Source organism: Lentzea sp. NPDC055074, assembly GCF_053608005.1.
The window spans coordinates 17,652-39,126 of the sequence record NZ_JBSGUQ010000030.1; the positions used below are offsets into that span (position 1 = coordinate 17,652).

General features: G+C 69.0%; 19 protein-coding genes. 6 read left to right on the plus strand and 13 right to left on the minus strand.

What is annotated here, in order from left to right; all coding sequences use genetic code 11:
- Nucleotides 1-15: 15 nt before the first annotated feature.
- From nadD to ACWF7A_RS41550, 3 genes are all read right to left on the minus strand, one after another.
- Nucleotides 16-597 carry a nicotinate-nucleotide adenylyltransferase gene (nadD, locus tag ACWF7A_RS41540; protein WP_452255960.1) on the minus strand — a complete coding sequence of 194 codons (582 nt, stop codon included), beginning with the start codon at nucleotides 595-597 and terminating at the stop codon, nucleotides 16-18.
- Between the two features lie 182 nt (nucleotides 598-779).
- Nucleotides 780-1,949: a cytochrome P450 gene (locus tag ACWF7A_RS41545; RefSeq protein ID WP_452255961.1), complete on the minus strand. Its 1,170-nt coding sequence runs from the start codon at nucleotides 1,947-1,949 to the stop codon at nucleotides 780-782.
- A gap of 16 nt (nucleotides 1,950-1,965) precedes the next feature.
- Complete coding sequence (locus ACWF7A_RS41550; protein WP_452255962.1) at nucleotides 1,966-3,231, minus strand: glutamate-5-semialdehyde dehydrogenase; 1,266 nt, start codon at nucleotides 3,229-3,231, stop codon at nucleotides 1,966-1,968.
- A 63-nt stretch (nucleotides 3,232-3,294) separates the two neighbouring features.
- On the opposite strand from ACWF7A_RS41550, the gene ACWF7A_RS41555 reads away from it, so the two are divergent.
- Nucleotides 3,295-5,379: a RecQ family ATP-dependent DNA helicase gene (locus ACWF7A_RS41555; RefSeq protein WP_452255963.1), complete on the plus strand. Its 2,085-nt coding sequence runs from the start codon at nucleotides 3,295-3,297 to the stop codon at nucleotides 5,377-5,379.
- A gap of 191 nt (nucleotides 5,380-5,570) precedes the next feature.
- On the opposite strand, the gene ACWF7A_RS41560 is transcribed toward ACWF7A_RS41555, so the two are convergent.
- Nucleotides 5,571-6,158 (minus strand): sigma-70 family RNA polymerase sigma factor, encoded by a 588-nt coding sequence (locus ACWF7A_RS41560; protein ID WP_452256011.1) that lies wholly within the window; start codon nucleotides 6,156-6,158, stop codon nucleotides 5,571-5,573.
- Between the two features lie 145 nt (nucleotides 6,159-6,303).
- On the minus strand, nucleotides 6,304-6,837 hold the full coding sequence (locus ACWF7A_RS41565) for an RNA polymerase sigma factor (RefSeq protein WP_452255964.1): 534 nt from the start codon (nucleotides 6,835-6,837) through the stop codon (nucleotides 6,304-6,306).
- A 554-nt stretch (nucleotides 6,838-7,391) separates the two neighbouring features.
- Here ACWF7A_RS41565 and ACWF7A_RS41570 point away from each other — a divergent pair.
- A complete protein-coding gene (locus ACWF7A_RS41570) occupies nucleotides 7,392-8,576 on the plus strand; it encodes a cytochrome P450 (protein ID WP_452255965.1) in 1,185 nt (394 codons plus the stop codon).
- Here ACWF7A_RS41570 and ACWF7A_RS41575 read toward each other — a convergent pair.
- A complete protein-coding gene (locus ACWF7A_RS41575) occupies nucleotides 8,554-8,964 on the minus strand; it encodes an anthrone oxygenase family protein (protein WP_452255966.1) in 411 nt (136 codons plus the stop codon). The genes ACWF7A_RS41570 and ACWF7A_RS41575 overlap by 23 nt on opposite strands.
- Before the next feature lie 82 nt (nucleotides 8,965-9,046).
- Here ACWF7A_RS41575 and ACWF7A_RS41580 point away from each other — a divergent pair, with 82 nt between their 5' ends.
- Nucleotides 9,047-9,946 carry an AraC family transcriptional regulator gene (locus ACWF7A_RS41580; protein WP_452255967.1) on the plus strand — a complete coding sequence of 300 codons (900 nt, stop codon included), beginning with the start codon at nucleotides 9,047-9,049 and terminating at the stop codon, nucleotides 9,944-9,946.
- On the opposite strand, the gene ACWF7A_RS41585 is transcribed toward ACWF7A_RS41580, so the two are convergent.
- The gene (locus ACWF7A_RS41585) at nucleotides 9,928-10,293 is read right to left on the minus strand and encodes a VOC family protein (protein WP_452255968.1); all 366 of its coding nucleotides are present in this window, start codon (nucleotides 10,291-10,293) and stop codon (nucleotides 9,928-9,930) included. The genes ACWF7A_RS41580 and ACWF7A_RS41585 overlap by 19 nt on opposite strands.
- Before the next feature lie 56 nt (nucleotides 10,294-10,349).
- Between ACWF7A_RS41585 and ACWF7A_RS41590 the strand changes: the two genes are divergently transcribed.
- Nucleotides 10,350-10,937 carry an alpha/beta fold hydrolase gene (locus ACWF7A_RS41590; RefSeq protein ID WP_452255969.1) on the plus strand — a complete coding sequence of 196 codons (588 nt, stop codon included), beginning with the start codon at nucleotides 10,350-10,352 and terminating at the stop codon, nucleotides 10,935-10,937.
- Between the two features lie 60 nt (nucleotides 10,938-10,997).
- The gene (locus tag ACWF7A_RS41595; RefSeq protein WP_452255970.1) at nucleotides 10,998-12,263 is read left to right on the plus strand and encodes an MFS transporter; all 1,266 of its coding nucleotides are present in this window, start codon (nucleotides 10,998-11,000) and stop codon (nucleotides 12,261-12,263) included.
- Here ACWF7A_RS41595 and proB read toward each other — a convergent pair.
- From proB to ACWF7A_RS41625, 6 genes are all read right to left on the minus strand, one after another.
- Nucleotides 12,256-13,383, minus strand: a complete 1,128-nt coding sequence (gene proB, locus ACWF7A_RS41600) for a glutamate 5-kinase (RefSeq protein WP_452255971.1) — start codon at nucleotides 13,381-13,383, stop codon at nucleotides 12,256-12,258. The two genes, ACWF7A_RS41595 and proB, sit on opposite strands and share 8 nt — an antisense overlap.
- 4 nt (nucleotides 13,384-13,387) lie before the next feature.
- On the minus strand, nucleotides 13,388-14,839 hold the full coding sequence (gene obgE / locus ACWF7A_RS41605) for a GTPase ObgE (protein ID WP_452255972.1): 1,452 nt from the start codon (nucleotides 14,837-14,839) through the stop codon (nucleotides 13,388-13,390).
- A 106-nt stretch (nucleotides 14,840-14,945) separates the two neighbouring features.
- Nucleotides 14,946-15,203 carry a 50S ribosomal protein L27 gene (rpmA, locus tag ACWF7A_RS41610; protein WP_266037684.1) on the minus strand — a complete coding sequence of 86 codons (258 nt, stop codon included), beginning with the start codon at nucleotides 15,201-15,203 and terminating at the stop codon, nucleotides 14,946-14,948.
- A 14-nt stretch (nucleotides 15,204-15,217) separates the two neighbouring features.
- The gene (gene rplU / locus ACWF7A_RS41615; RefSeq protein WP_030479431.1) at nucleotides 15,218-15,529 is read right to left on the minus strand and encodes a 50S ribosomal protein L21; all 312 of its coding nucleotides are present in this window, start codon (nucleotides 15,527-15,529) and stop codon (nucleotides 15,218-15,220) included.
- A gap of 267 nt (nucleotides 15,530-15,796) precedes the next feature.
- Nucleotides 15,797-18,832 (minus strand): translation initiation factor IF-2 N-terminal domain-containing protein, encoded by a 3,036-nt coding sequence (locus ACWF7A_RS41620; RefSeq protein ID WP_452255973.1) that lies wholly within the window; start codon nucleotides 18,830-18,832, stop codon nucleotides 15,797-15,799.
- Nucleotides 18,833-19,060: 228 nt separating this feature from the next.
- Nucleotides 19,061-19,786, minus strand: coding sequence for a TIGR03936 family radical SAM-associated protein (locus ACWF7A_RS41625; protein WP_452255974.1), 726 nt, complete (start codon nucleotides 19,784-19,786; stop codon nucleotides 19,061-19,063).
- A 205-nt stretch (nucleotides 19,787-19,991) separates the two neighbouring features.
- Between ACWF7A_RS41625 and ACWF7A_RS41630 the strand changes: the two genes are divergently transcribed.
- Entirely contained in the window at nucleotides 19,992-21,422 is a 1,431-nt protein-coding gene (locus tag ACWF7A_RS41630) for a S8 family peptidase (protein WP_452255975.1), read from the plus strand.
- Nucleotides 21,423-21,475: the final 53 nt, after the last annotated feature.

Below are 21,475 nucleotides of genomic sequence, written 5' to 3' on the forward strand. Positions count from 1 at the left end.
TCCACTCGAACGTGGTTACGACTCGGCGTACAGGCCTGTTTTCGCGATGTACTGGACCACCCCGTCGGGTACCAGGTACCAGACCGGCTGACCCGTCGCAGTCCTTGCGCGGCAGCCGGTCGAGGAGATCGCCATGGCCGGGACCTCGACGAGCGACACCGAACCGGGCGGGAGGTGACGGGCGTTGAGCGTGTAGCCCGGACGGGTGACGCCGATGAAGTGGGCGAGCTCGAACGCGTCCGCCGCCCGCTTCCACGACAGGATCTGCTCCAGCGCGTCCGCGCCCGTGATGAAGAACAGGTCGGCGTCCGGGTACTGCTTCCTGAGGTCCGTGAGCGTGTCCACGGTGTAGGTGGGCCCGTCGCGGTCGATGTCGACCCTGCTGACCGAGAACCGGGGGTTGGAGGCCGTGGCGATGACCGTCATCAGGTAGCGGTCCTCGGCGGCGGAGACCTCCCGCGACGCCTTCTGCCAGGGCTGACCTGTCGGAACGAAGATCACTCGGTCCAGGTCGAACCTGTCCTGCACCTCGCTGGCGGCCACGAGGTGGCCGTGGTGGATGGGATCGAACGTGCCACCCATGACGCCGATGCGCATCGAAACAGCGTAGACCGGCGTCGGGCCGCTCCCGAGACCTGACGCCGGTCGTGCTGATCACACCGCACGGCTCAGGGGGAGGACGAGCCGTTCGGGTCGCGGCTCACCCCGAAGCAAAGCCGCGCGCACTGGAGGAACGCGCGGGCCGCTCCCCCATTACGCGGGTTGGTCCAAGATTTTCTTCACCAGGCCACGACGAGCTTCACAGGGCCCCTGACCAGTGACCCCTTGCGGAACTCGACGGGTTCGGCGAGCCGCAGGCCGGGCATGCGGCGCAGCACCGCGCCCAGGGCGACCTGCAGTTCCATCCGCGCGAGCTGGGAGCCGAGGCAGAAGTGGATGCCGTGCCCGAACTGCATGTGCTGGCCGACCTCGCGCTCCAGGTCCAGTTCGGCGCTGTTGGCGTACATCGCCTCGTCGCGGTTCGCCGACGACACGACCACCAACAGGGCGTCGCCTTCCTTCACCTGCGCGTTGCCGACCTGGACGTCCTCGGTCGCGATGCGGGTGAAGCCGGCGCCGCTGCCCAGCGGGATGAACCGCAGCAGCTCCTCGATGGCGTTCGGGAGCTTCTCAGGGGCGTCCTGGAGGCTCTTCATGGCCTCCGGGTGCTCCAGCAGCGTCACGACGCTGTTGGAGAGCATGTTCGCCGTCGTCTCGTGGCCCGCGACCAGCAACGTGATGCCGAACCGGACGAGCTCGTCCTCGGTCAGCCTGTCCTCGTTGTCCCGAGCGGCGACGAGCGCGCTGATCAGATCGTCCGTGGGGTTCGCACGGCGCTTGGCGATGAGTTCGACGAAATAGGCGTGCAACTTCATCATGCCGTGCATGGCCTCTTCGGGCGTGTGGCCGCCGACCGTGGCCAGTACCTGGTTCGACCACGCGCGGAAGTCGTCGCGGTCCTCGAACGGCACCCCGAGCAGCTCGCAGATGATCGTGATCGGGAACGGCATGCTGAAGCCCTCGACCAGGTCACCGGGGTTGTCCAGGCGGTCGAGCAGGTCGTCGACGATCCGCTGGGCGCGCGGCCGCAGCTCCTCGATCCGGCGCACCGTGAACGCTTTGGACACCAACCGGCGCATGCGCGCGTGGTCCGCGCCGTCGTGCGTGAGAATCGATCCGCCCGGCGCGATGAGGGGCTGCATCCGCGGTACGTCCTGGTTGACAGTCCGCGCACGGCTGAACCTCGGGTCGCCCAGGACGAACTTCGTCTCTTCGTAGGACGTGACGAGCCAACCCTCGCCGCCGTATGGGTACGTCACGCGCGTGACGGGCTCGTCACGCCGTAGACGTTCATAGGTCGGATCGAGGGTCAGGCCGTCGGCTTCGGAGAACGGATAGGTGGGAGCCATGTCTCCGAACGTAGAGCTACGCCTTCGGGCGGGTGTGGCCTTCGCCCCACACGACCCATTTAGAGGAAGTCAGCTCGGTCAGGCCCATCGGGCCGCGGGCGTGCAGCTTCTGCGTGGAGATGCCGATCTCCGCGCCCATGCCGAACTCCGCGCCGTCCGTGAAAGCCGTGGAGGCGTTGACGAACACCGCCGCTGCGTCCACACGGGCCGTGAACCTGCGTGCTGCGGTGACGTCGTTGGTGACGATGGCCTCGCTGTGGCCTGACCCGTACGTCGCGATGTGCTTCACCGCGTCGTCCAGCGAGTCGACGACCTTCGCCGCGATGTCGAGGCTCAGGTACTCGGTGCCCCAGTCGTCGTCGTTGGCTTCCAGGACGTCCGGCTGCTGCGCGAACTCCTCGTCGCCGTGGATGGTCACGCTCTCCTGCTGCAACGCCTTGGTGATGCGCGGGACGAACTCGTGCGCGACGTCCTTGTGCACCAGCAGGGACTCCGCCGCGTTGCACACGCTCGTGCGCCGCGTCTTGGCGTTGAGGACGATCGCCTCGGCCATGTCCAGGTCCGCGTTCGCGTCCACGTACACGTGGCAGTTGCCGACGCCGGTCTCGATCGTGGGCACCGTCGCCTGCTCGACCACGGCGTTGATCAGGCCGGAGCCGCCGCGCGGGATCACCAGGTCGACCAGGCCGCGCGCGGTGATGAGGTGGGTGACGGACGCGCGGTCGTGGCACGGCAGGAGCTGCACGCAGTCGGCCGGCAGGTTCACGCTTTCGAGTGCGTCGCGCAGGACGGCGACGAGCGTGGTGTTGGAGTTCTCGGCGGTCGAGGAACCCCGCAGCAGTGCCGCGTTGCCCGACTTCAGCGCGAGACCGGCGGCGTCGACGGTGACGTTGGGGCGCCCCTCGTAGACCATGCCGACGACGCCCATCGGGACGCGGACCTGCTTGAGCTCCAGCCCGTTCGGCAGGATGCCGCCGGTGATCACCTGACCGACCGGGTCGCCCAGCCCCGCCACGGTTTCCAGGCCGACGGCCACGGCGTCGACGCGGGCGTCGGTGAGGGTGAGGCGGTCGAGGATGTTGTCCGGGAGACCTGCTGCTTTGCCGGCTTCGAGGTCCTTCTGGTTGGCCTCGATGATCTCTGGCGTCCGCTCGCGGAGCGCGGCGGCCATCGCGTGCAGCGCGGTGTCCTTGCGCTCACGGGTGGCGAGGACGAGTTCGTCGGCGGCGACGCGGGCGCGGCGAGCGGCCCCGTGCACCTGGTCGCGCAGGTCATCAGTCACGCCACACAGCTTACGACCTGCGACAATCACAATTGTCAGAGTGGCCTGGCAAGCTTGCTCCCCATGGACGACATGGCGTTGCGAGAACTGGCCGAGGAACGGCTCCGGGCACTGGCGGGCCCGAAGGCCGTCCTGCGCGAGGACCAGTGGACGGCGATCCACACCCTCGTGGCCCAGCGCCGCAGGGCTCTCGTCGTCCAGCGCACGGGCTGGGGCAAGTCGGCCGTGTACTTCATCGCGACGGCGTTGCTGCGTCAGCTCGGTGAGGGCCCCACGGTCATCGTGTCGCCCTTGCTCGCATTGATGCGCAACCAGATCGACGCGGCGGCTCGGGCCGGTGTGCACGCGGTGACGATCAACTCGGCGAACCCCGGCGAGTGGGACGCCGTGCAGGAGCAGGTGGCGGCCGGTGAGGTCGACGTGCTCCTGGTGAGTCCGGAGCGGCTGAACAACCCCGACTTCCGGGACGCGGTGCTGCCCTCGCTGACGGCGTCGGCGGGCATGCTCGTCGTCGACGAGGCGCACTGCATCTCGGACTGGGGGCACGACTTCCGGCCGGACTACCGCAGGCTGCGGACGCTGTTGACGGAGCTACCACCGGGCGTGCCGGTGCTGGCGACGACGGCGACGGCCAACAACAGGGTGGTCCACGACGTCACCGAGCAGCTGGGGCTCGGCGCCGAAGAGGGCACGCTGGTGCTGCGCGGGCCGCTGGACCGCGACAGCCTGCGGTTGTCGGTCGCGTTGCTGCCGACCGCGGAGTCACGGCTCGGGTGGCTGGCCGAGCGGCTCGACCGCATGCCGGGTTCCGGGATCATCTACACACTGACGGTGGCGGCGGCGGACGACATCGCGGCGTTCCTGGCCTCGCGCGGTTTCGCGGTGGCCGCGTACTCGGGCAAGACCGAACCCTCCGAACGTGAGCGTGCCGAGGAAGACCTGCTGAACAACAAGGTCAAGGCGCTCGTCGCCACCTCCGCGCTCGGCATGGGTTTCGACAAGCCGGACCTGGGGTTCGTCGTGCACGTGGGCGCGCCGTCGTCCCCGATCGCGTACTACCAGCAGATCGGCCGCGCGGGCCGTGGCGTCGAACGGGCCGAGGTGGTCCTGCTGCCGGGCCACGAGGACCGAGACATCTGGGCGTACTTCGCGTCGCTGGCGTTCCCCGCCGAGGTGGTGGTGCGGCAGGTGCTGTCCGCGCTCGACGGTGCGGGCAGGCCGCTTTCAACGGCGGCGCTGGAGCCGATGGTCGAGCTGTCGCGCGGCAGGCTCGAGGTGGTGCTGAAGGTCCTGGACGTCGACGGCGCGGTCCGGCGCGTGAAGGGCGGCTGGGAGTCGACGGGCCGGCCGTGGGAGTACGACGGCGAGCGGTACGCACGCATCGCGGAGGCGCGCAAGGCCGAACAGCAGGTGATGGTCGACTACCTGCGCACCGACACGTGCCGGATGAAGTTCCTGCAGGACCAGCTCGACGACCCGACCTCGCACGAGTGCGGCCGCTGCGACAACTGCACGGGCGAGCGGCTCTCGGTCGAGGTGTCCGAGGTGGCGGCGGAAGCGGCCCGCGAACGGCTACTGCGCCCCGGCCTGGACGTGGCGCCGCGCAAGATGTGGCCGACGGGCATGGGCGCGATCGGCGTCCCGCTGTCCGGCAAGATCCCCGCGACCGAGGTGGCGGCCACGGGCCGGGCGCTGGGCCGCCTCACCGACATCGGCTGGGGCAACCGGCTGCGCGACCTGCTCGCGGACGGCGCCGACCGCGAGATCCCCGAGGACGTGTTCGCGGCGTGCGTGAAGGTGCTGACGGCGTGGGGCTGGGACGAACGGCCGGTCGGCGTGGTGACGGTCGGCTCGCGCCGGCGGCCCCAGCTGGTCGGCAGCTTCGGGCAGAAGATCGCGTCGATCGGACGGCTGCCGTTCCTGGGCACCGTGTGGCTCGGCGAGTCGACGCACCGGGCCAACTCCGCTCAGCGCCTGGCTGGGCTGGTGCGGGCGGGCGAGACCCCGGATCTGTCCGGTGTGGACGGTCCGGTTCTGTTGGTGGACGACCACATCGACACCGGGTGGACGATGACGGTGGCGGCTCGGATGCTCAGGAAGGAAGGGGTGTCCGCCGTGCTGCCGTTCGCGCTGGCGGTGACGAACTGACCAGCGAAGCGGACCAGCCGAGCAGGCCGATCGCGATCGAGCAGACGCCGATCACGACCAGTCCCAACACGAGCACGAACGCCTTCGGCAGGGCCGACGGGTGCAGGTGCACGTCACCATTGACGGCACCTGCCTGCAGGACGGTGGCAGCGGTCGACGCTACGACGGAGTTGTCGACAGTCATCGCCGGCTCACTGTTCGTCAGCACGGGCGTACCCGGTAGGAGCGACATCTCGATCGCCAGCGGCGATCTGCTTGCGCAGCCGAGAAAGCGCACGATGTTGTGCGACTCGCACCGCACCCGCCGTCGAACCGACCGCCTCTGCGGTCTCCTCGGCGGAAAGTCCGACTACCACCCTCAACAGCAGGATTTCCCGCTGCTTCTCCGGCAGGACGCTCATCAGCGCAGCTAGCCGATCGGAGAGTTCACCCTGCATCATCCGCTGTTCAGGGCCAGGTTCAGCTTCCACCACGTCCGGAACCTCGGGAACAGGCTCGGAGCGGTTCCGGGCTGCCGTCCGAAAGGTATCGGCGACCTTGTGTGCCGCGATCCCATATACGAACGCGAGGAAGGGGCGGCCCTGATAGCGATAGCTGGGCAATGCGGTGAGCACGGCGAGACACACATCCTGGACCACATCGTCTGCCAAAGCGAGGCTTCCGACCCTGGCACGGCAGTACCTCACGACGAGTGGGCGGATGGAGGCCAGCACGCGTTCGACCGCCCGGCGGTCTCCGGCCACCGCTGCAAACACATCGTCGTTCTTGCTGCTTGCCACAACATCAGGAAGATGTAGGTCGGAGTTGGGCTTGTCCGCTCGGAGCTTCACCTCCTTGAGCGCTGCCTCGACATTCAACCGGGTGGCGACGGAGGTCACGAGTTCCTGGTTAGCACGGTCAAGCCAGTCGTCGAACGCACGCGGTTCATCGAACTTCATGCGGTTCGCCTCCTTCCTCGGACTCGCGTCCCGCCGTTCCCTCGAACTCCTTCTTGAGCCGATCTTTTGCATGTCGCAAGGTCGATCGCACTGTCGCGGCGGACATCTCGAGCGCCTCCGCGATCTCGGCGTTCGTGAACGAGTCCAGATGCCATGCGAGCACAAGACGCTGTCGTTCGGGGAGCTTGCCCAGCAGGTATTCCACGTGAGGCTGCTCCACCACCGCAGCGAGCGTGTCCTCCGCCGTGTGGTCTTCGGTCGTGTTCAGCCAGCCTCCGGAGATGGCGCGCTTGACACCTTCTCGATTGCGCCGGGATGCCTTCAACGCATTGTGATAGGCAGCTTTGCGCACCCACGCCGAAGCGCATTTGAGCGTGGCCCAGGTGCTCCGCGCCGCGATCATGGCATCGACGGCCGCGTCCTCAGACATGGCTCGATCGAAATTCATCTTGACCAGAAAGGCGACAAGGCGCCCGAACTCGCGTCGGAAGAAGTCATCGAAGTCGAGCGAACTCGCCACGCTCGCGCCACCTCCTTGCCGTGGTCAGGATCAGCCGTCACCTGTGTAGTGCGTTAGGAACCTCGCCGCGTGCAAAGGATGCAGAGAGCAAGTTCAGCAGTTGTGGATGGCTGATGCCGCAGAGGACATCGCAAGATCCACAGCTGACCTCAATGGCGGCTGGCATCGGACCCTTTCGTTGATCACGATCTTCCTACCGGGCAACCAGATCGTGGTGTTGTGTGCTGTTGCCACGGCGGCCGGGAGGCGCATGATTCGCTAGCTCGTCAGAGGTGACATTGACAATCGCGCACCACGGGTTCTGTGAGACTAGGCCTCGCAGAGCCAGCAGACCGACCGATGCCAAGCTCCGCGGGCGGACGAAGTGCCGGGAGCCTGCATTGGGTCGGCGGAGGTGCGGGCGACTCGGAGGCCGAAGCCTCGGCTGGCCAGCCGTGCAGGCCCAGGGTGTTTGCAGTGGCGCGGCGGCGCCACATTCTGCACCCGAACGCCGGCAGGCGTGCGCCGTTCGGACTCCGGCGAGAAAAACGGCGTCGTGTGGCACTGTCAGCGCCATGACTCCGGACGTCGTGCGGTACCGGCAGGCAGACCTCCTAGCGTCTCTGCACCGGCGGTTCGGGCCGGTCGTGCGGATGGGCCCCTACACCTACCTGCTCGGGCCCGAGGCGAACCGGTTCGTGTTCGCGCACTCCGAGCTGTTCGAGGTGGAGCGGGCGTTCCAGTCGCTGGTGCCGGTGGACGGGCCGACGTCGTTGATCGTCAGTGACGGCGAGGACCACAAGCGACGGCGGCGGTTCGTGCAGCCCGCGTTGGCGCATCGGCAGATCGCGAGTTACGAGCCGGTCATGCGGGCCAACGCCGAGGCGACGGTCGACGCGTGGCGGCCTGGCGAGACCGTTGACGCTTACCAGGAGTTCCGGCGGGCTATTCGGCACAGCACTATCCACGCGCTGTTCGGCGAGGAGCTGGCTCAGGAGTCGGACTTCTTCGGTGCGCACCTGCAGGTGCTGATCAACCTGATCGACCGCAACCCGGCGGTCGTCACGCTGCTGCGGACGATGAGGGCGCCTGCTTGGCGCAACGCGATGCGGGCGCGTCGGGCCGTGGACGCGCGGGTGTACCGGGCGATTGAGGAGACGCGTCAAGGCAAGACGGCTGGTGACGTGCTCGCCTCTCTCGTGGAGGGTGACGGGCTGAGCGACCTGGAGGTGCGCGACCAGATCGTCACGCTCATCGCGGCCGGGTACGAGACGACCAGTGGCGCGATGGCGTGGGCCGTGTTCAACCTGTTGCGGCACAACGGGGTCTGGGAGCGGGCGCGGGAGGACGACGAGTACCTGGCGAACGTCGTCAACGAGACGCTGCGGCTCTACCCGCCGGCGGTGGTGTCCGCGCGGGTCGCGACGCAGGACTTCGAGTTCGCCGGGAAGAAGATCAAGCAGGGCACGTTCCTGCTGTACAGCCCGTACGTCACGCATCGGCTGGCCGAGGTCTTCCCGGACCCGCTGAAGTTCGATCCGGACCGCTGGGAGACGAAGCCGGCGCCGCACGAGTTCCTGCCGTTCGGCGGTGGCCCGCACCGCTGTGTCGGTGCCGGGCTCGCCATCACCGAGCTCACCGTGATGCTGAAGGTGTTGCTGCAGCGGCCCAAGCCCGAACTGCTGCCCCAGCGCCTGACGCCGACAGGGCTCGCCGCGATGCGTCCGAAGAACGGTCTCAGAATCCGAGCGGCAGGATGACCGTCGCCGCGGTGCAGGCGACCGTGCGCACGTGGTTCCAGAGGGTCCACGTGCGCAGGTAGGTGGGCCAGTAGGCGTCGTCGGTCTGTTCGAGACGGTTGTTCATGGGCACGTTGACGAACATCGTGAGCAGCAGGCAGCCGACGATGTAGAGCAGGCCACCGACGATCCGGCCCTGGAAGACCTCGATGCCGCACACGACCGCGGTACCGAGGAACAGCAGCAGGAACACCGGGTTCTGAATGCGTGCGTTGATCCGGCGCATGACGGCGCGGGCGTCCGCGGCGGGCAGGTCCGCGAGGCCCGGCATGACGGCGACGGAGAAGGCGAAGAACACACCGGCCATCAGACCGGTGGCAGTGACTGCGATCAGCGTGAGTGTCCCCATGGCGCCAACTCTGGTCGCCGGACGCGAGACTCTCAATGACAATTCATCGCGCGGGCTTGCTCGTTCGTCCAGAATCAACGGCATGACGGACGCGCTGGGCGAGGCACTGCACCTGTTGAGGATGTCCGGCACCTTCTACTGCCGCAACGAGCTCACCGAGCCGTGGGGCGCGATCATGCCCGACATGGGCGACTGCCTGTGGTTCCACGTCCTGACCAGCGGGCGGTGCGACGTCGAGGTCGACGGCCAGGTCACCTCGCTCGAACCCGGTGACGTGCTGCTCGTCCCCGGCGGGCAGCGCCACCGGCTGTTCTACGGGGAGGCGGAGTCGCCGGTCGTCACGACGCTGCCGCACGAGTTCGAGACCGACAACTACGCGATCCTGCGCCATGGCGGCGGTGGTGCCGTGACGCACCTCGTGTGTGGTGCGGTGCGCTTCGACCATCCGGCCGCGAAGCACCTCATCACCGTGCTGCCCAACGTGTTGTACGTCCGCCGTGCCGACGACATGCGCGCCACGATCGACCTGATCGCCGCCGAGTCGCAGGCCGTGCGCCCCGGCGGTGAGGCGGTCATCACCAGGCTCGCGGACGTGTTGGTGATCCAGACGATCCGCTCGTGGCTCGCCAACGACCCGGCCGCGCGCACGGGCTGGCTGGGTGCGTTGCAGGACCAGCAGATCGGGCAGGCCCTCGCGCTGATCCACCGCGACCCCGCGCAGCCGTGGACCGTCGAACGCCTCGCGCACCAGACCGCCATGTCGCGGTCGGCGTTCGCGGCGCGGTTCACCGATCTCGTCGGCGAACCGGCCATGCGCTACGTCACGCGGTGGCGCATGCACGTCGCGATGAACCGCCTCAAAGACCGGGACAGCACGGTCAGCGAGATCGCCCGTGGTCTCGGCTACGAGTCGGAGGCCGCGTTCAGCCGGGCGTTCAAACGGATCGTCGGGGTGTCGCCCGGTCAGGCGCGGGCGGGCTGAAGCAGGTCCCAGCGGTTGCCGTAGAGGTCCTCGAACACGGCGACGCGGCCGTAGACCTCGTCACGCGGCGTCTCCCGGAAGTGGACGCCGTACGCCACCATGCGGGCGTGGTCGCGGTCGAAGTCGTCCGTGGTGAGGAAGAACCCGACGCGGCCGCCGGTCTGGTCGCCCACTCGTGCCTGCTGCTGACCTGTGTCAGCCTGTGCCAGCAACAGCGACGTCCCCTCCCCCGCCGACACCACGACCCAGCGCTTGTCCCCCTGCGGAAGGTCCTCGACCAGCGTGAACCCGAGCCCCTCCACGTAGAAGCGGATCGCCTCGTCGTAGTCGCGGACAACCAACGTCACCAACCCAATAGATCGCACAGCGATGAGTATCGACGACGAGAGAGGTCTACTCGCACATGACTGACTCACTCGTGCTCCTGCACCCCGGCGGTGCGGACCCCTCGGCATTCGGACCGCAGTTCGACGCCCTCGCCGACTTCGCCCTGCACGCACCACATCGGACCAAGCAGGACACTCAGGACCACACCGAGATGGCCCACGAGACCATCGAGTTCCTCGAACGCACCGGGCCCGCCCATCTGCTCGGCTGCAGCGACGGCGCCACCGTGGCACTGCTCACCGCCGTGCTCAGACCAGACCTCGTGCACCGCCTTGTGGTCGTGTGCGGCGTCTACCACCACGACGGCTGGGACCCGGCAACGGAACTGACGCCGATGCACCGCCGGTCGCCCACGCTCACGGAAACGGATCTCGCGAAGCTCCCCAACCGGACGCTGATCATGATCGGTGACGACGACGAGGTGCGGCTGGAGCACGCCACGGCCATGTACCGGGCGCTGCCCAACGCCGAACTGGCCGTCGTTCCCGGCACGTCACATGGGCTGCTGCACGAGAAACCCGCGCTGTGCAACGCGATGATCGTCGACTTCCTGGCCAATGAACCGACCGAGACCTATGCACCACTAAGGCGCGCCCGCGCCTGATGGCAACGCCGTGCTGAACTAGTTGCTCGTTCCAAGCACTGTGTGTGATTAGGTGCCTCTATGGCGGTTACATCGCAGAAGCATCGACTGCCCGTACGCACGCTCGTCGCGTCCAGCGCCGGCAACGCGGTGGAGTGGTACGACTGGGGCATCTACACGGCCTTCAGCATCTACTTCGCCACCCAGATCTTCCCCGCGGGCAACGAGGCCGCTGCGCTGCTGAGCACCTTCGCGACGTTCGCGCTCGCTTTCTTCTTCCGCCCGCTCGGCGGTTACCTGCTCGGCCGGTTCGCGGACCTCAAGGGACGCCGGACCGCGATGCTGTTCACGATCGTGCTGATGTCCGGCGGCTCGGTGATGATCGGCCTGCTGCCGACGTTCGAGCAGGTCGGCTGGCTGTCACCGGCGCTGCTGGTGATCGCCCGCATCGCGCAGGGCATGGCGCTGGGCGGCGAGGTGTCGAACGCGTCGGCGTACCTGGCGGAGATCGCGCCCGCGAGCCACCGAGGCCGGTACTCGTCGTTCTTCTACATCTCGACCGGCGCGGCGGTGCTGATCGCGTCGCTGCTCGGGTTCTTCCTGTCCCGCAACCTCGACAAGGCCGCGATGGCCTCCTACGGCTGGCGCGTGCCGTTCCTGATCGGCGGCGTGCTCGGGCTCGTCGGGCTGTGGCTGCGGCGGGAGCTCAAGGAGACCGAGCAGTTCGAGGAGAACAAGGCCAAGGCCGAGAACCTGCGCAACCCGCTGCTGATGACGCTGAAGGAGCACCCGAAGGCCGTCGGGCAGCTCATCGGCATCACGCTGCTGTCGACGCTGAGCTTCTACACGTTCTTCAGCGCGCTGACGCCGTTCGCGGTGAAGAGCAAGGGCGCCAACGACATCGACGTGTTCCTGGCGCTGTCGATCGGCACCGTCGTGTTCATCGCGCTGCAGTACCCGATGGGGTGGACGGCCGACCGCTACGGCCGCAAACCGCAGATGCTCGTGTGGTCCGCGGCGATGGCGCTGCTGGTCGTTCCGCTCTCGACACTGGTCAAACCGGGCCTCGCGAACCTCGTGGTCGTGTTCGCCGTGGGACTCGGCTTCTACACCGCGATCACGTCGATCGCGCCCGCGATCATGAGCGAACTGTTCCCGACCGAACTGCGCGGCCTCGGCATCGGTGCCTGGTACAACCTGACCGTCGCCGTGTTCGGCGGTACCGCCCCGCTGGTCATCCAGGCCGTGGGCGGCACCGTCTTCTTCTGGTACGTCGCGGTCGCCGCGGTGATCACGTTCCTCGTCGTCCTGACACTGCCGGAGACGAAGGGCGTGGAGCTCACCTAGTCAACGGCACCAGGTCGTCCGCGTGCACGACCTCGCGGCGCTGCTCCTCCGGCAGGTCGTGGGACTTGCGGCCGACCAACGACGGCAGCTCGGCCGAGTCGTACCCGACCACACCGCGGGCCACGACCTCGCCGGCCAGGCTGACCAGCTCGACGACGTCTCCGGCCTCGAAGTCGCCGTCCACACCGGTGATGCCGGCGGCGAGCAGCGATCGACGCCTGCCCACGACCGCGGCGACCGCGCCGTCGTCGAGGTGCAGGCGGCCGTTGGCGTCGGTGGCGTACCCGAGCCAGAAGCGGCGGGCGGTGAGGCGGGAACCCGTTGCGGCGAAAGCGGTGCCCACGTCGGCGGTGGTCAGGGCTCGGCCCGCCTCGGTGGCGCTGGTGAGCAGGACCGGGATGCCCGCGGACGAGGCCAGGCGCGCGGCGGCGAGCTTCGAGGCCATGCCTCCGGTGCCGAGGCCCGACGCGCCCACGGCGCCGGCCTTCACACCATCCACATCGGACGCTGACGCCACCTCGGCGATGCGGACGGCTCCCGGCTGGCGCGGGTCACCCGAGTAGAGGGCGTCCACGTCGGACAGCAGGAAGAGCGCGTCGGCGCCGACCAGGTGTGCCACGAGAGCGGCCAGTCGGTCGTTGTCGCCGAAGCGGATCTCTTCGGTGGCAACGGTGTCGTTCTCGTTCACGACCGGCACCGCGCCGAGGGCCAGCAGGCGGTCGAACGTCCGCTGGGCGTTGCGGTAGTGCGCGCGGCGCACCACGTCGTCCGCGGTCAGCAGGACCTGGCCGACGGTGAGCGAGTAGCGGCCGAACGAGTTCGCGTAGGCGTGCGCCAGCGTGAGCTGCCCGACGCTCGCCGCGGCCTGCTGGGTGGCGAGGTCGCGCGGGCGGCGGGAGATCTTCAACGGCGCGAGGCCCGCGGCGATCGCACCCGACGAGACGAGCACGACCTGACTTCCGGCGGCGGCACGGGCGGCGAGGGCGTCGACCAGCGCGTCGAGACGCGCTGGGTCGAGGCCACCTTCCGCTGTGGTCAAAGAAGAAGAACCGACCTTGACCACGATGCGGTTCGCCGAGGCGACCGCGGTTCGAGCTTGTGAGACCACGGGGGCCGTCACGGTTTTACTCCTCGTCGAAGTCGTCGCCGTAGTCACCGGGCGCGCGGCGGGCCTTCTTCAGGGCCTTGCGCTCGTGGGCGCCGATGCGGTCGTTGCGCTCGAGACGGACATCCGTGCCGCGTCCGGTCATCGTCATCGCGATGCCGGCCGGGGTGGTCGGTTCCCAGTCGAAGATCAGGTCGCCGATGGTGACCTGGCAACCGGGGACGGCGCCCATCTTCACGAGCTTCTCCTCGACGCCCAGCCTGTTGAGGCGGTCCGCGAGGTAACCGACGGCTTCGTCGTTGGAGAAGTCGGTCTGGCGGATCCAGCGCTCGGGGCGTTCGCCCTTCACGATGAAGCCACCCTCGACCGAGGGGTCCTCGGTCACGGTGAAGCCCTGGTCGTCCACGGCGGTCGGCCGCAGCACGATTCGGGTCGACTCCTTCTTCGGCTGGGCCGCGCGGTACTCGCGCACGACCTCGGCCAGCTTGAACGACAGCTCGCGCAGGCCCTGGCGGGACACCGTCGACACCTCGAAGACCGGCAGGCCTCGGGCCTCGATCTCCGGGCGGACGATGTCGGCGAGGTCCTGGGCGTCCGGGATGTCGACCTTGTTGAGGATCACCACGCGCGGACGGTCCTCGAAGTTGCCGCCGAGAGCGGGCGTGTACTCCGAGAGTTCCTTCTCCAGCGCGTCGATGTCCGCGATCGGGTCGCGGCCCGGCTCGTACGTGGCGCAGTCGACGACGTGCGCGAGCACGGCGGTGCGCTCGATGTGGCGCAGGAAGTCGAGGCCGAGGCCCTTGCCCTGCGACGCTCCGGGGATCAGGCCGGGGACGTCCGCCATCGTGAAGATGGTCTCGCCCGCGGTGATCACGCCGAGGTTCGGGACCAGCGTCGTGAACGGGTAGTCGGCGATCTTCGGCTTCGCGGCGGAGAGCACGGAGATCAGCGACGACTTGCCGGCCGACGGGAAGCCCAGCAGACCGACGTCCGCGACGGACTTGAGCTCCAGCACCAGGTCGCGCGTCTCGCCCGGCTCACCGAGCAACGCGAAACCGGGGGCCTTGCGGGCCTTGGACGCGAGCGAGGCGTTGCCCAGACCGCCACGGCCACCGGCCGCCGCGATGAGCTGGGTGCCCTCGCCGACGAGGTCCGCGACGATCTCGCCGGCCTCGGTCAGCACGACGGTGCCGTCCGGGACGCGGAGGATCAGGTCGTCGCCGTTCGCACCGTCGCGGTTCGCACCGGCACCGGCCTTGCCGCTCGTCGCGGAGGCGTGCGGGCGGAAGTGGAAGTCCAGCAGGGTGTGGACCTGCGAGTCGACGACGAGGATGACGTTGCCGCCACTGCCCCCGTTGCCGCCGTCCGGGCCGCCGAGCGGCTTGAACTTCTCGCGGTGCACTGAAGCACAACCGTTGCCCCCGTTGCCTGCGGCAGCGTGGATCACCACCCGGTCTACGAAGCGGGCCACGGAACTACTTCCTCTCAAAAGACTGCGAACAAACAACGAGGGGCGGACCGGATGACCCGGACCCGCCCCTCGCAGAGGTCTAACTACGTTCTAGGAGCGGTCTTTCTCAGACCGCGACCGGAACGATGTTGACGGTCTTGCGACCGCGCTTCGAACCGAACTCCACCGCACCCGGCAGCAGGGCGAACAGCGTGTCGTCCTTGCCGATGCCGACGCCGACGCCGGGGTGGAACTTGGTGCCGCGCTGGCGGATCAGGATCTCGCCGGCCTTGACGACCTGACCGCCGAACCGCTTCACACCCAGGTACTGGGGGTTGGAGTCACGGCCGTTGCGGGAACTGGATGCACCCTTTTTGTGTGCCATGAGAAGTCAGGTCCTCACTTACCGGTGATGCCGGTGACCTCGACACGGGTCAACTTCTGACGGTGACCCTGTCGCTTGTGGTAGCCGGTCTTGTTCTTGAACTTGTGGATGCGAATCTTCGGGCCCTTGGTGTGCTCGACCAGCTTGCCGGTCACCGAGAACTTCGCCAGGGCCGCCGCGTCTGCGGTGACGTCAGTGCCGTCGACCACGAGCAGCGCCTGGAGGGAGATTTCGGTGCCCGGCTCGCCCTCGAGCTTCTCGACCTCGACGATGTCGCCGACAGCGACCTTGTACTGCTTGCCGCCGGTCTTGACGATCGCGTACATCAGGACGGAAGTCTCCTGCTACTCGATGGTGACGGGCCGTGCGCCAACCAGTCTGGGAACGGTGTTTCCACCACAGGCACCAGAGGAGGCACACGACAGGACCCGTCGGATGGCGGGCCGTCAACAAGGTTACGGGAGTGGGTACGCCGGGAGCAAACCGGGGTGCCCAGAACGCGTTCCCGCAGGCTGTGCGGTCCCTCACAACCCTTGTCCCCCAACGCGAAACCGGGGCCGCCCGCAGGCGACCCCGGTCTCACTTTCCTCGCGTCAGTCCTCCTGAACCGGCGGTCCCGCGGGGCGCGACACGGCGCGCCGCCTGCGAGTGGTGGTGGTGACCACCGGTGCGGGCATCTGGACCTCGGGCTGCTTGGGCACCTCGACGACGACCGGGGCGGGTGCCTCGGCGGCGACCGGCGCACCGGCGGGGCGCTTGGCCGCACGACGCCGCGTGCGGACCACAGGGGCCTCCACGGGGGCCGCAGGGGCCTCCACGACGGGCTCGGGTGCGGCGACCGGCTGCGGGGCCTCGGCGGGCTCCTGCTCGGGCTCCACGGCCGGCAGGGGCCGCTGGGCGCCGATGCGGCCGGTCACGGCGGGCTGCTGAGCGCCGATGCGACCGGTGACGAGGGGCTTCTCGACGACGGGCTCGACAACCGGCTCGACGAGCTCCTCGACGGTCTCCTCGATCACCTCGGGCTCGGCGGCCACCGACTCGGTGACGACGGGCTCGAGCTCGACCGGTGCCGGGTCCTCGGCGACCTCGTGCGGCACGTGACCGTTGAGCGCCTGCTCCTCGACCACGACCGCGTCGACGACGGCCTGCGGCTCCTTGTCGCGGCCACGACGACGGCGGCGACGACGACCGTGGGCCTCGTGCTCCTGGTCGGCGGCGACGAAGTCCTCGGACGTGTCCTCGGGCTCACCGGGCTCGAAGACCTGGACGGCCTCGGGCTCGACCGGCGTCTCGACGGCCGCTTCGACGACCTCGGTGGTCTCGGCCGCCTGCTCGCCGCCACCCTTGTTGCGGCGCGACTTGCGGCCACCGCCCTGGGCCTGCTGTTGCTGCTGCTGGCCGCCACCGTTGCCACCGCCGTGCGAGTGCACGGGCTCGGTGGACACGACGACGCCGCGGCCGCGGCAGTGCTCACACGTCTGGCTGAACGCCTCGAGCAGGCCGGTGCCGACGCGCTTGCGGGTCATCTGGACGAGACCCAGCGAGGTGACCTCGGCGACCTGGTGGCGCGTGCGGTCGCGGCCGAGGCACTCGGTGAGGCGGCGCAGCACCAGGTCGCGGTTCGACTCGAGCACCATGTCGATGAAGTCGATGACGATGATGCCGCCGATGTCGCGCAGCCGGAGCTGGCGGACGATCTCCTCCGCCGACTCCAGGTTGTTGCGCGTGACGGTCTCTTCGAGGTTGCCGCCGGAACCGGTGAACTTGCCGGTGTTGACGTCGATGACCGTCATCGCCTCGGTGCGGTCGATGATCAGGTAGCCACCCGAGGGCAGCCAGACCTTGCGGTCGAGCGCCTTCATCAGCTGCTCGTCGATGCGGTACTCGACGAACGCGTCGTTGTTGCCGACGTGCTTCTTCAGGCGGTCCTGCAGGTCGGGCGCGACGTGGCGGACGTACGAGTCGATGACCTCCCACGCCTCGTCACCCTGGACGACGAGCTGGGCGAAGTCCTCGGTGAACAGGTCGCGGACGACCTTCACCAGCAGGTCCGGCTCTTCGTAGAGCAGCGTCGGCGCCTTGGTGGAGGTGCTGTCGGCCTTCTCCCGGATGACCTTCCACTGGGCCTGCAGACGCGTGACGTCGCGGCCGAGCTCCTCCTCGGAGATGCCCTCCGAGGCGGTGCGGATGATCACGCCGGCGTCCTCGGGGACGACGCGCTTGAGGATGTCCTTGAGGCGCTTGCGCTCGTTGTCCGGCAGCTTGCGGCTGATGCCCGTGGCACCGCCGCCCGGCACGTAGACGAGGAAGCGGCCGGGGAGGCTGATCTGCGTGGTCAGGCGGGCGCCCTTGTGGCCGACCGGGTCCTTGGTGACCTGGACGAGCACCGAGTCGCCGCTGGACAGCGCCTGCTCGATCTTGCGGGACTTGCCCTCGAGACCGGCGGCGTCCCAGTCGACCTCACCGGCGTAGAGCACGGCGTTGCGGCCGCGGCCGATGTCGATGAACGCGGCTTCCATGCTCGGCAGCACGTTCTGGACGCGGCCGAGGTAGACGTTGCCCACGATGGAGCCGCTGCCCGACGAGGTGACGAAGTGCTCGACGAGCACGCCGTCCTCGAGCACGCCGATCTGGGTGCGGTCGCCGCGCTCGCGGACGACCATCGTGCGGGCCACGGCCTCGCGGCGGGCCAGGAACTCGGCCTCGGTCAGCACCGGGGCACGGCGGCGGCCGGCCTCGCGACCGTCGCGGCGGCGCTGGCGCTTGGCCTCGAGGCGCGTCGAGCCGCGGATGCTCCGCACCTCGTTCTGCGCGGCCTCGGAGTCGGCCTTGTCGTCCCGCGCGTCGCGGGACTCGCGGACGTGCACGACGGTGTTCGGCGGGTCGTCCTCGGACGTCACCTCGTCGTCCGCGCCGGTCTTGCGGCGACGGCGACGGCGGCGACGGCGGGTCGAGCCCTCGTCGCCCTCGTCCTCGGCCTCGTCGGTGGCCTCGGTCTCCTCGGTGGCCTCGGCGTCCTCCGCCGGTGCCTCGTCGGACTCGTCACCGGACTCGGCGTCGGTGCCCTTGCCGCGACCGCGGCCACGACGGCCCCGGCGGCGGCGACGGCGGCTGTCGCCCTCGTCGTCACCGTCGGCATCGCCGTCCGCGTCGGCATCGGCCTCGGCGGCGTCGAGCTCGTCCGCGGCGATCTCGCCGATGGACTTCTCCTCGACGACCGGCGTCTCCTCGACCATGAACGGCGAGGCGGACGCCTTGGGGCGCTCGACCGGCGTCGGCGGCAGGAAGACCGCGCTCGGCGCGGCGAAGATCGGCGCGAGCGCCGGTGCCTCGAACGCCGGGATCGCGGGGGCCTCGTAGTCCTCGGTGACCTCACCGGTGACCACGTCGTCCCAGTCCACCAGGGTCTCGGCGACCTTCAGCGCGACGTCGCGGCTGACGCTCGACTGCGCGCTGCGGGCGACCTCACCGAGGTCGGCCAGCGCCGTCATCACGTCCTTGCTGCTGACGTCCAGCAGTTTCGCCAGTGCGTGGACCCGCAGCTTGTCCGGCAGGTCCGCCAGTGCCGGGCGTGCGGCAACCACGCCCTGCCCGCCGGTGACACCGGCGGGCTTGTCCTCGTTCGACATGCAGCTCCTCCACCCCCGGGCGCGTCCCGTGAGGACGCGGCCGCGCAGGGGCCTCTCTCGTCTCTTCCACCGCTTCTCGCGGCGGGAATCCTTGCCTCGCGCGCAGCGGCGTGGCGCCTCACTGGGCGCACGCTTGCGCAGGTCCCACGACGACGCCGCTGTCAGCGCCGCTCCTCCTGTATGCGCGTCCCGGCTGGACCGGACCGAACAGACAACCGTCTGCGCTCGTCAGGACTCTCTGTCCTGCTGGAGCGGGTCCACCAGCCTGCCCTCGCCGTCGAGCCTTCCCTGCGCCATCCGGGTTGCTCTCGCAGGTACCGGGGGCACGAGATCGGCTACGACGCGAAGCGCATTCAGCACGTCGTCGGGTCGCACGGTAGGCGTTACCTGCCGTACAACCGTCATGAGTATCCCACACGGTCGTGACAAAGCGGTGTCATCGTGTCCGGCGTCGCTCGAACGTGGTTCGACCAGCGCCGACACGACGGCGGGCCGCACGTCGAGCATCTTCGTGCCGTTCTTGGTGAGCCGCTCGACCTCGACGGACTCGGCCGCGAGCAGGACGCTCACCGCCCTGGCCAGCTCGTCGGGTTCCACCCCGTCGAGCTCGATCCGCCACTCGCTCGCGTCGATGCGCTCGGTGAGGTTGCCACCTCGCGCCTGGACGATCTCGACGACGTCGATGCCGGGCGGCAACGCCTCGTCGAGCGCGGCCCTCAGCGCCACCGGGTCGAGGACCTCGACCACCGAGACCTCGACGTACTCGGCCTCGCTGGCCACGCCGGTCGGCGCGGCACCGACCCACGACACCTTCGGGTGAGGGCTGAACCCCTGGGAGTAGGCCATGGGTACGCCTGCCCTGCGCAGCGCACGTTCGAACGTGCGAGCGATGTCGCGGTGCGAGGTGAAACGCAACCTCCCCCGCTTGGTGTAGCGGAGGCGCAGTTTCTGCACCGCCGCGGCGGAGGGGTTGTTGGGCAGGTTGCGGCTCAGTGGTGCTCCCGAGTGGTGTTCCGACGGGTGAGCGGTCCCATCGGCGCAGGCTGTTCGTCCATGAGGACGGTACCGTGAACCTGATTCAGAACGTTCAGCTTGTCTAGATCGTTGCGCGTGGCTACGGTCCGGCTGACTGGACGCCCTGCCGACCTGGAGGTCCCTGGTGCCTCTGCCCCACCGCGCCCGAGCGGCGGCGATGACCGCGTTGCTCGTGGCCGGGTGCATGGCGGCATCCCTGCCCGCCGGCGCGGAACCGGACCCGGCACCCGTGGTGAACACCTGCATCCAGCCCGGTCCCCTGCTGCGCTACCTGGTGGTGTTTCCGCAGGCCACGCCCGCCGAGACGGCGAACTCCGAGATCACGGCGGCGTGCGGCCTGACGACGGTCTACTACCCGCAGATCTCGGTCGCGGTGGCCACCTCGCCGGACCCGAGCTTCCTCAAGTTGATCGGCCCGGACCGCGCGTACAGCGCCCAGGCCGAGAGCATCGCGAAGCAGTCGGTGAAGCGGAAGAAGGACGACACGGAGCTGTTCCGGCCCTCGGGCGTGCGCTCCGCCGAACAATGGGACATGGATCTCATCAACGCGCCGGCCGCGCACAAGATCAACACGGGCTCCAAGTCCGTCGTCGTGGGCGTGCTGGACTCCGGTGTCGACGCCCGCCACCCCGATCTGGCCGACGCGCTGGCGCCGGAGATGTCCGCCGGGTGCCTCACCGGCAAGCCCGACACGTCGTCCTCCGCCTGGGCCCCGACGACCTCCGCCCACGGCACGCACGTCGCCGGCACGATCGCCGCCGCGGACGACGGCCGCGGCACCACGGGCGTCGCACCGGGCGTGCGCATCGCGTCCGTGAAGGTCGTGGACGACGACGGCTTCATCTACCCCGAGTACGCGGTGTGCGGCTTCATGTGGGCCGCCTCGCAGAACATGACGATCACCAACAACAGCTACTTCATCGACCCGTACCTGTTCACGTGCCAGAGCGAGCCCGGCCAGCGCATCGTCTACGAGGCCGTGCGTCGTGCCGTGGACCACGCGACGTCGCGCAACGTGCTGACGGTCGCCGCCGCCGGGAACGCCGCCGCCGACCTGTCCCGGCCGGGACGCGACTCGATGTCGCCGACGAACGGCGAGGCGCAGACCCGCCCGGTCGACTCGACGTGCGTGGTGCTGCCGGCGCAGCTCAAGAACGTCGTCGGCGTGTCGGCGGTCGACTCGACCGAGACCAAGGCCGGGTACAGCTCGTACGGGCTGGGCGCGATCGACGTGACGGCGCCGGGCGGTGACCCGCGCACGCAGAACGGGTGCGTGCTGTCGACCGTGCCGTCCGGCTACGACTACTCGTGCGGCACGTCGATGGCGACCCCGCACGCGTCCGGCGTGGCGGCGCTGATCGCGTCGACGCATCCGGACACGGACGCGGTGTCGCTGGGCCGCATGCTGAACGCGCAGGCGTCGACGCTGGCCTGCCCCGCCGACTACGACCTGAACGGGACGGGTGTGCAGGACGCGTTCTGCACCGGGTACTCGGAGTACAACTCGTTCTACGGCCACGGGCTCGTGGACGCGCTCGCCGCCGTCACGAGGTAACCACCCCGCAACCGCAAGAGGGGCCCTTTCGAGCGTCGTGAACGCTCGAAAGG